The 8,945-nt window shown below is 69.9% G+C and carries 8 protein-coding genes; 6 read left to right on the plus strand and 2 right to left on the minus strand.

The annotated features are described in order from the left end of the window. The first annotated feature begins 77 nt into the window (after positions 1-77). Together U9J39_RS17620 and U9J39_RS17625 are read left to right on the plus strand one after the other, a co-directional pair. Complete coding sequence (locus U9J39_RS17620; protein WP_326347644.1) at positions 78-2,066, plus strand: alkyl/aryl-sulfatase; 1,989 nt, start codon at positions 78-80, stop codon at positions 2,064-2,066. Between the two features lie 269 nt (positions 2,067-2,335). Next, on the plus strand, positions 2,336-3,058 hold the full coding sequence (locus U9J39_RS17625) for an OmpW/AlkL family protein (RefSeq protein WP_115711370.1): 723 nt from the start codon (positions 2,336-2,338) through the stop codon (positions 3,056-3,058). 67 nt (positions 3,059-3,125) lie between these two features. On the opposite strand, the gene U9J39_RS17630 is transcribed toward U9J39_RS17625, so the two are convergent. Further along, the gene (locus U9J39_RS17630) at positions 3,126-3,326 is read right to left on the minus strand and encodes a heavy-metal-associated domain-containing protein (RefSeq protein WP_115711368.1); all 201 of its coding nucleotides are present in this window, start codon (positions 3,324-3,326) and stop codon (positions 3,126-3,128) included. Between the two features lie 196 nt (positions 3,327-3,522). Between U9J39_RS17630 and U9J39_RS17635 the strand changes: the two genes are divergently transcribed. The 3 genes from U9J39_RS17635 (at position 3,523) to U9J39_RS17645 (ending at position 7,529) form a co-directional block, all read left to right on the plus strand. Then, the gene (locus tag U9J39_RS17635; protein ID WP_326347645.1) at positions 3,523-6,054 is read left to right on the plus strand and encodes a heavy metal translocating P-type ATPase; all 2,532 of its coding nucleotides are present in this window, start codon (positions 3,523-3,525) and stop codon (positions 6,052-6,054) included. Further along, entirely contained in the window at positions 6,051-6,461 is a 411-nt protein-coding gene (gene cueR, locus U9J39_RS17640; RefSeq protein ID WP_115678941.1) for a Cu(I)-responsive transcriptional regulator, read from the plus strand. The genes U9J39_RS17635 and cueR overlap by 4 nt, the downstream gene beginning before the upstream one ends. 135 nt (positions 6,462-6,596) lie before the next feature. Next, on the plus strand, positions 6,597-7,529 hold the full coding sequence (locus tag U9J39_RS17645; RefSeq protein WP_326347646.1) for an alpha/beta fold hydrolase: 933 nt from the start codon (positions 6,597-6,599) through the stop codon (positions 7,527-7,529). Here U9J39_RS17645 and U9J39_RS17650 read toward each other — a convergent pair. Continuing rightward, on the minus strand, positions 7,526-8,413 hold the full coding sequence (locus tag U9J39_RS17650; protein WP_115711363.1) for a LysR family transcriptional regulator: 888 nt from the start codon (positions 8,411-8,413) through the stop codon (positions 7,526-7,528). The two genes, U9J39_RS17645 and U9J39_RS17650, sit on opposite strands and share 4 nt — an antisense overlap. Positions 8,414-8,706: 293 nt before the next feature. On the opposite strand from U9J39_RS17650, the gene U9J39_RS17655 reads away from it, so the two are divergent. Continuing rightward, a partial coding sequence (locus U9J39_RS17655; protein ID WP_442784904.1) for an aldehyde dehydrogenase family protein occupies positions 8,707-8,945 on the plus strand: 239 nt, incomplete at its 3' end.

Raw genomic sequence — 8,945 nt, forward strand, 5'->3', positions numbered from 1 at the left:
GTACTGAACGTTCAGCACAATTTGTGAGTGTTGCCGGCCGCACAACAGCGTCCCGGCGCATGAACCAGGAGACCAGGATGCCGTATCCGACCGCCTTTGCCGCCGCCGCCACCGCGCTGGCCGCCGCCACCTTCAGCCTTGCCGGGAGCGCCGCTGCCGCCACCGCCGCGCCCGACGCCGGCAAGCCCGCCACCGATGCCACCGCCCGCGCCAACGCCGCGGTGCTGCAACAGCTGCCGTTCCAGGACCGGCGCGACTTCGACGCGGCGCGCCGCGGCTTTATCGGCACGCTCGACACCACCGAGATCCGCGACGCCAAAGGCAACGTGGTGTGGGCGCTGGCCCCCTACGATTTCCTCAAGCCGGAAACCGCGCCGGCCACGGTCAATCCCAGCCTCTGGCGCCAGGCCCGGCTCAACCTGCACCACGGCCTGTTCCAGGTCACGGACCGCATCTACCAGGTGCGCGGCTTCGATATCGCCAACATGACCATCATCGAAGGCGAGTCCGGACTGATCGTGATCGACCCGCTGACCGCGACGGAAACCGCGCGCGCCGGCCTCGAGCTTTACTTCCGGCACCGGCCGAAGAAGCCGGTGGTGGCGGTGATCTACACCCACAGCCATGGCGACCACTTCGGCGGCGTCAAGGGCGTCATCAGCGAGGACGACGTCAAGGCCGGACGGGTCAGGGTGCTGGCGCCGGAAGGTTTCATGGAGGAGGCGGTCAGCGAGAACGTCTTCGCCGGCACCGCCATGAGCCGGCGCGCGCAGTACATGTATGGCATCAACCTGCCGCGCTCGGCCACCGGCCAGGTCGATGCCGGCCTGGGCAAGGCCGTCGCGCATGGCACGCTGACACTGATCCCGCCGACCGACCTGATCCACAAGACCGGCGAGACCCGCACCATCGACGGCGTGCAGATCGAGTTCCTGATGGCGCCGGGCACCGAGGCCCCGGCCGAGATGCTGATGTACTTCCCCCAATGGAAGGCCTTGTGCGCGGCCGAGGACGCCACCCACAACCTGCACAACCTCTACACCATCCGCGGCGCCCAGGTGCGCGACGCCAACCAGTGGTGGCGCGCGCTGGACGAGACCATCGACCGCTTCGGCGCCCGCACCGAGGTGCTGTTCGCGCAGCACCACTGGCCGACCTGGGGCCGCCAGGAAATCGTCACCTACCTGGGCAAGCAGCGCGACGGCTACAAGTACATCCACGACCAGTCGCTGCGGCTGGCCAACCTGGGCTATGTGCCGGCCGAGATTGCCGAGCGCGTGAAGCTGCCGCCGTCGCTTGCGAGCGAGTGGCACCTGCGCGACTACTACGGCACCGTCAGCCACAACGCCAAGGCGGTGTATCAGCGCTACCTGGGCTGGTATGACGCCAACCCGGCCAACCTGAACCCGCTTCCTCCGGAAGAGGCGGGCAAGCGCTATGTCGAATTCATGGGCGGCGCGGCGCGCGTGCTGGAGCAGGCTCGCAACGCCTACGCGCGCGGCGAGTATCGCTGGGTGGCCGAGGTGGTCAAGCACGTGGTCTTTGCCGACCCGTCCAACCAGGCGGCGCGCCAGCTCGAGGCCGATGCGCTGGAGCAGCTCGGCTACCAGGCGGAATCGTCGACCTGGCGCAACGCCTACCTGAGCGGCGCCGCCGAGCTGCGCAGCGGCCCGCCCCGGACCGGCCGCCGGGCCGGCAGCCCGGACGTGCTGCGCGCGATGACCGACACCATGTTCCTGGACTACCTGGCGATCAGCCTGAACGGCGACCGCGCCGCCGGCAAGACGCTGGCGCTGAACTGGGTACAGCCGGACACCGGCAAGCGTTTCGCGCTGACCGTCGAAAACGGCGTGTTCCGCTACAAGGCCGACGCGCAGCATGCCGCGCCGCAGGCCACGCTGACCATGCCGCGCGCCGTGCTGATGGGCGTGCTGGGCGGCCAGACCACGCTGCAGGCCGAGACCCAGGCCGGCCGCGCGCGCGTCGAGGGCGACCCGCAGGCGCTGGCGGCGTGGGCGGGGCTGATGGACAAGGCTGAGCCGAACTTCGCCATCGTCACGCCCTGACGGGTTGCGCGCAGGCCAGGCGCGCGGCCGCTGTTGCGCGCCTCGCGCCTAAAACCGCTTCCATGTGAGGGTTTTTTCCGGCGTGTGGCATAAACCGTTGCGTGGATGCTGCGGACGGTGGTCCGGGGAGCCGCTGCCACCTCTTTTTTTCATGGTTAACCCTTCCTTTAGGGGGCTGCCTCTACGAATCCGTGTCATTGATGAAACAACCCCGCGCGGGCTCGCCGGATAATGCACGCGGCAGTTACCGAAAGAGGAGTAAGAGGATTATGAAATCGACCTATAAGAAGATGCTGGCCGCGGGCGCCGTGATGGCGCTGACCGGAGCCGCACACGCGCAGTCCGCGGGCAGCAATATCGTCAGCATGGGCTGGTTCCGCGTGATGCCGAACAGCTCCGCCGATCCGCTGACCGTGGACAGCATCGGCGGCCGCCCGGTTGGCATGACCCGGCCGAACACCGGCGCGGAAATCGAGTCCGCCGACACCCTGGGACTGGCCTTCACCCATTTCTTTACCGACAACATTTCCGGCGAGATCGTCGCGGGCATTCCGCCCAAGCATGATGTCAAGGGCACCGGCAACTATGCCCAGTACGGCAAGCTCGGCTCGGTCAAGCAGTGGAGCCCGGCGCTGGTGGTCAAGTACCACTTCTTCGACGCCAAGACCAAATTCCGACCCTATGTCGGCATCGGCGTGAACTACACCTGGTTTACCGACGAAACCATTACCAACCAGAACTTCGTCAACCACGAGTTCGCGCCCGGCGCGCGCATGACCGCCAGCGCCAAGCCGTCGTGGAATCCGGTTTTCAATATCGGCGCCAACTATGCCATCAACGACAACTGGTTCGTCGGGCTGTCGGTGTCCTACGTGCCGCTGTCGACCCGGGCGTCGTTTACCACCCAGGCGGGACCGGTGACGATCCAGTCGCACACCAAGATCAAGATCGATCCGGTGGTGACGTACCTGAACGTGGGCTACCGCTTCTGAGCGCGGCATACGGCAGGCTGAAGAAAAGGGCGCCCGGGGGCGCCCTTTTTGCTGGCGAGGCGACGGCTCAGGCCACCGACCTGACCGGATAGCCGGCTTCCTCGATCGCCTCGCGCAACGCCTGCGCGTCGACGCCGCTGTCGACGCGCACGGCCTGGGCCGGCACGTCCGCGCTGACGCGCGCGGCGGGGTCGACGGCGAGCACCGCGCGCGTGATGGCGCCGACGCAGTGGTTGCACGTCATGCCTTCTACCTGGAACTGGATCATGTTGGAACGCTCCTGAACGGGATGGAAACGCGGCATCGGGCCGCGACAGACACAGTGTGAACCTTGCCACGATGGGAAGCGCAAGGGGAAATTTGTGGTGTTGAGGTGGTGCCGGCGGCATCTGCAGGAGGGCTTGACCTTCCAATGATGGTAAGGTCCATGATGCTGACATCGACACTGTGGATGACTCAGAACCATGCCAGATTCCAGCGCTGTGCTCGCTTCCCAACCGGTCCGCACCGACCGCAACCCGCCCGCCGAAGCCATGCCGGAGTGGCGGCTGCCGGTCGAAGGCATGACCTGCGCCTCCTGTGTGGGACGCGTCGAAAAGGCCCTGGCCAAGGTGCCGGGGGTGCGCGACGTGGCCGTCAACCTTGCCACCGAGGCCGCCACGCTGCGCGCGGCGTCCGCCGCGGTGCTGCCGGCCGCCGCGCGGGCCGTGGCCGACGCCGGCTACGCCGTGCCCCACGACACGATCGCACTGCATATCGCCGACATGACCTGCGCCTCGTGCGTGGCGCGGGTCGAAAAGGCGCTGCGCGCCGTGCCGGGCGTGGTCGAGGCCACCGTCAACCTGGCGACCGAGCGCGCCAGCGTGACGCTGCTGCGCGGCGCCGCCGATGCCGTGGCGCTGGCGGGCGCGGTCGTGCGCGCCGGCTATGGCGCGACGCCGGTGGCGGATGCGGCGCAGGCGGGCGCCGGGGCCCGGCCCGGCCAGCCGGGGCAGGCTACGCGCCCGGCCTTCTGGGATGGCCCCTGGCCGGTGGCGATCTCGGCGGCGCTGTCGTTGCCGCTGGTGGCGCCGATGGTGCTGGAATGGTTCGGCGTGCACTGGATGCTGCCGGCGTGGGTGCAGTGGCTGCTGGCCACGCCGGTGCAGTTCGTGTTCGGCTGGCGCTTCTACAAGGCCGGCTGGAAGGCAGTGCGCGCCGGCGCGGGCAACATGGACCTGCTGGTGGCGCTGGGCACCACGGCCGCCTATGGGTTGTCGCTGTGGCTGATGTGGCGCACGCCGGCCGATGCCATGCCGCACCTGTACTTCGAGAGCGCGGCCGTGGTGATCACGCTGGTGCGCCTGGGCAAGTGGCTGGAAACGCGCGCCAAGCGCCAGACCGCCGATGCCATCCGCGCGCTGGCGGCGTTGCGTCCCGACACCGCGCGGGTGCGGCGCGGCGGCGTCGAGCAGAGCGTGCCGCTGTCCGTCGTGACCGTCGGCGATGAAATCGTGGTGCGCCCCGGCGAGCGCATCCCGGTGGACGCCGAAGTGGTCGAAGGCACCAGCCATGCCGACGAATCGATGCTGACCGGCGAAAGCCTGCCGGTGCCGAAGCAGCCCGGCGACCGCATCACCGGCGGCGCCATCAATTTCGAAGGCCTGCTGGTGGCGCGCACCGTGGCGGTGGGTGCCGAGACCGTGCTCGCACGCATCATCCGCATGGTCGAGCACGCGCAGGCGGCCAAGGCGCCGATCCAGCGCCTGGTCGACCGGGTCAGCGCGGTGTTCGTGCCGGTGGTGCTGGCGATTGCGCTGGTGACCGTGCTGGGCTGGGGCCTCTTTGCCGGCGACTGGGAGGCGGCGCTGCTCAATGCCGTGGCGGTGCTGGTGATCGCCTGCCCGTGCGCGCTGGGGCTGGCCACGCCCACTGCGATCATGGCCGGCACTGGCGCCGGCGCGCGCGCCGGCATCCTGATCAAGGACGCCGAGGCGCTGGAAGTGGCGCACCGGGTGGGGGTGGTGGCGTTCGACAAGACCGGCACGCTGACGGTCGGCAAGCCCGAAGTGGTGGCGCTGCATGCGGCAGATGCTGCCGACGCCGACGGCAGCGCGTTGCTGGCGCAGCTGGCCGCGCTGCAGGCCGGCAGCGAGCATCCGCTGGCGCGGGCCGTGCTGGCTGCGGCGCAGGCGCGCGGCATCGCCGTGCCACCGGCCAGCGGCGTGCAGGCCCTGCCGGGCCGCGGCATTGCCGGCGTGGTCGACGGCCAGGCCCTGCAACTGGGCAGCGAGCGCCTGCGCGAGTCGCTGGGCGCGCCGGCCGGCGCGCTGGCCGCGATCGCGGATCAGCTGCAGTCGGAAGGCCGCACCGTGTCGTGGCTGGTGCAGACCACGCCGCCGCGCGTGGCCGGGCTGGTTGCGTTCGGCGATGCCATCAAGCCGGGCGCACCGGCGGCGATCGCCAGGCTGCGCGCCGCCGGCGTGCGCACGGTGATGCTGACCGGCGACAACGCCGGCGCCGCGGCGCGCGTGGCGCAGGCGCTAGGGCTGGACGACGTGCAGGCCGAGGTCCTGCCCGAAGACAAGGCGGCGCGGGTGCAGGCGCTGGGCCGCGATGGCGCGGTGGTGGCGATGGTGGGCGACGGCATCAACGATGCGCCGGCGCTGGCCGCGGCCGATGTCGGCATTGCCATGTCGACCGGCACCGACGTCGCCATGCACGCCGCCGGCATCACGCTGATGCGTGGCGACCCGGCGCTGGTGGCCGATGCGCTGGCGGTCTCGCACCGCACCGTGCGCAAGATCCGCCAGAACCTGTTCTGGGCCTTTTTCTATAACGTGGTGGGGATCCCGCTGGCCGCGGCCGGCATGCTCAATCCGGTGGTGGCGGGCGCGGCGATGGCGTTCTCCAGCGTCAGCGTGGTCGGCAATGCGCTGCTGCTGCGCCGCTGGCATGCCCAGGCCGGCACCGCCGCCGCGGGCACGTCCGGCACTGCGCAAGGAGCCGAGAAATGAATATCGGCGAAGCGGCACAGGCCTCGGGCGTATCGGCCAAGATGATCCGCCACTATGAATCGATCGGACTGGTGGCGGCGCCGCCGCGTACCGAAGGCGGCTACCGCCGCTACGACGAACGCGCGGTGCATACCTTGCGCTTCGTGCGGCGGGCCCGTAATCTGGGATTTTCGCTCGACGAGATCCGCAACCTGCTGTCGCTGTGGCACGACCGCGACCGCGCCAGCGCCGACGTCAAGGCGCTGACGCTGCGGCACGTGGCCGACCTGGAGCAGCGCATCGCCGAACTGGCGGCGATGCGCGACACGCTGCGCGAACTGGCGCAGCACTGCAGTGGCGACGACCGGCCGGACTGCCCGATCCTGGCCGACATGGCGCAGCCTGACGTGCCGGCCTGCCACGGCTAGCCATGGTCAAGCGAGGGTTTAAGCCCCGGTTGTAGCCATGGCAGGGCCGGCACGCGCCGGCGCAGCGGACTCCATAACAACAACGATAGCTGGCGTCGCGCCTGGCCCGCGCGCGCCCGCAGGAGACCTGTGCAAATGGAACAGCCGATGACGGACGAGCCGGCCCTGGCCGGCGTTGCCAGCAAGCCCGCCGCGAGGCCGGCGGGGACCCATGCGCCGGTGCAGAGCCGCCAGCGCATGCGCGACGGCACCGAACTCTTGCTCCGTACCTGGCAACCCGACCCGGCACGCTTTGCCGAACCGCTCGGCTCGGTGCTGCTGGTGCACGGACTTGCCGAACACGCCGGCCGCTACCAGCATGTCGCCGATCTGCTGTGCGGCCTGGGGCTGCGCGTGCGCGCCTTCGACCTGCGCGGCCACGGCGCCAGCGGCGGCGCGCGCATGGTCGCGGACCATCCGGACGCGTACCTGAACGACCTCGCCGAGATCTACGATGCCGCGGTGCCGGGCTGGCATGAATTGCCGATCCTGCTCGGCCACAGCATGGGCGGGCTGATCGCGGCGCGCTTTGCCACCGCGCGGGTGCGGCCGGTGCGCGCGCTGGTGCTGTCGTCGCCGGCGCTGGCACTGCGGCTGTCGCGGCCGGCGCTGGCGCTGCACCGCGTGCTGCTGACGCTGGCGCCGCGGCTGCGCGTGCCCAATCCGATCGATGCACGGCACCTGTCGCATGACCCGGCGGTGGTCGCCGCCTACCGCGCCGATCCGCTCGTGCAGACCACCATCACCGCCGGCGTGCTCGAAGGATTTATCCGCGGCATGGCGCAGGCGCAGGCCGACGCAGCGCTGCTGGAGGCGCCCATGCTGATGCTGGTCGGCGGCGCCGATCGCGTGGTCGACCCGGCCGGCAGCCGCACCTTCTTCGACAGCGCGCCGCCCGACCTGCGCGAACAAGTCTGGTTCGACCAGGGCTACCACGAGATCTTCAATGAAGCGCAGCCGCTGCGCGGCGAAGTGTTCGCGGCACTGACAGGCTGGCTGCAGCGCCGGCTGGACCGCCCGCAGCGCTAGGTACGGAATACGGACTCGGCCACGCCGAACACCGCCGCAACCACAGGGTCGTCGCGGCGCGCGGCCAGGCAGACCAGCGTCAGCTCGGTCTGCACCGAGACCCCTTCGACAATCACCAGCCCGTGCGCATGCGACTCGCGCAGCGCGATCGCATCGCGCACCAGTGACAGCCCCACGCCGGAGCGTACCAGGTCGCGCATCGACGCCTCCTGGTCGACGTGCGCCACCTTGGGCACAGTGGCCGGATCCACGCCTGCCTGTGCGAAATGCGCCGACAGCAGCCGGTTGTGCGCCGACTCGGGCGGGGTCCAGATCCATGGCAGCGTCGCCAGCTGCGCCCACGAGCGCAGCGCGGTGCGCTCCTTCCAGCCTTTGGGCGCGACCACGTAGTACGAGAACGGCGTCAGTGTCAGCGCATGGAAGCCTGCTTCGGATGGCTGGCCCAGGTAGAAGCCCACATCTAGCGCGCCGCTGCGTATCTGCTGCAGCACCCAGCCCGACATGCCGTGGCGCAGCTCCGTGCCGATCTGCGGATGGCGCTCGACCAGCGTGCGCAGCATCGGGCCCAGCCGCGTGAATTCCGGATCGAGGATGGTGCCGATCGCCAGCCGCCCGCGTACGGTGTGATGCATGGCGTTGACGGTGTGCTGCAGGTCGCCCACGCCATCGAGGATGCGCTCGGCCAGCGGCAACAGCGCGGCGCCATCGGCGGTCAGCGTCAGGCCCGCCGCGGTGCGCTCGAACAGCCGGATGCGCCACGCCGACTGCAGCGCTTTCAGCTGCAGGCTGACCGCTGGCTGGGTCAGGTGCAGGCGCTGTGCGGCGCGGGTCAGGTTGCCTTCGCGCGCGACGGCGACGAAGGCGCGCAGGTGGTGGAGGTCCAAGGGGCGGAAGCAGTATGGTGTTGCGCCGCAATATTTTGCGCGGCTTATATTGCGATTGACGATAAATCATTGGACGGGGCCGCGCAACTGCACCAAGCTTGCGCTCAACCATGGCCCGAAGTCTTGTGCCGCACGGCATACGTGGGGCGGCCGATGCGCGCCGCTGCGCGCCGCTGCGCGGCAGCGTCTTCACCGGACGCAAAGATGGACCGGGCTGACCGAGCGGGCCGCAGCGCCCGGAGAACCAGCATTCAGGAGCGGAAGTGGAAGACATCCTTGCAGAGGCCAGCGCGGTGCAGGCCATCATCGGCCATAACATCGCGGGCCGGCAGACACGCGGCGCCTCGCAGCGCCTTGCCGACGTATTCAACCCCGCCACCGGCGAAGTCGCCTCACGCGTCGCGCTGGGCACCGCCCAGGACGTGGCCGATGCCGTCGCCGCCGCCCAGGCCGCTTTCCCGGCGTGGGCCGACACTCCGCCGCTGCGCCGCGCGCGCATCCTGTTCAAGTTCAAGGAACTGCTGGACCAGCA

It is taken from the genome of Cupriavidus sp. SS-3, from assembly GCF_035818815.1.
GTDB classification, from domain to species: Bacteria; Pseudomonadota; Gammaproteobacteria; order Burkholderiales; family Burkholderiaceae; genus Cupriavidus; species Cupriavidus taiwanensis_C.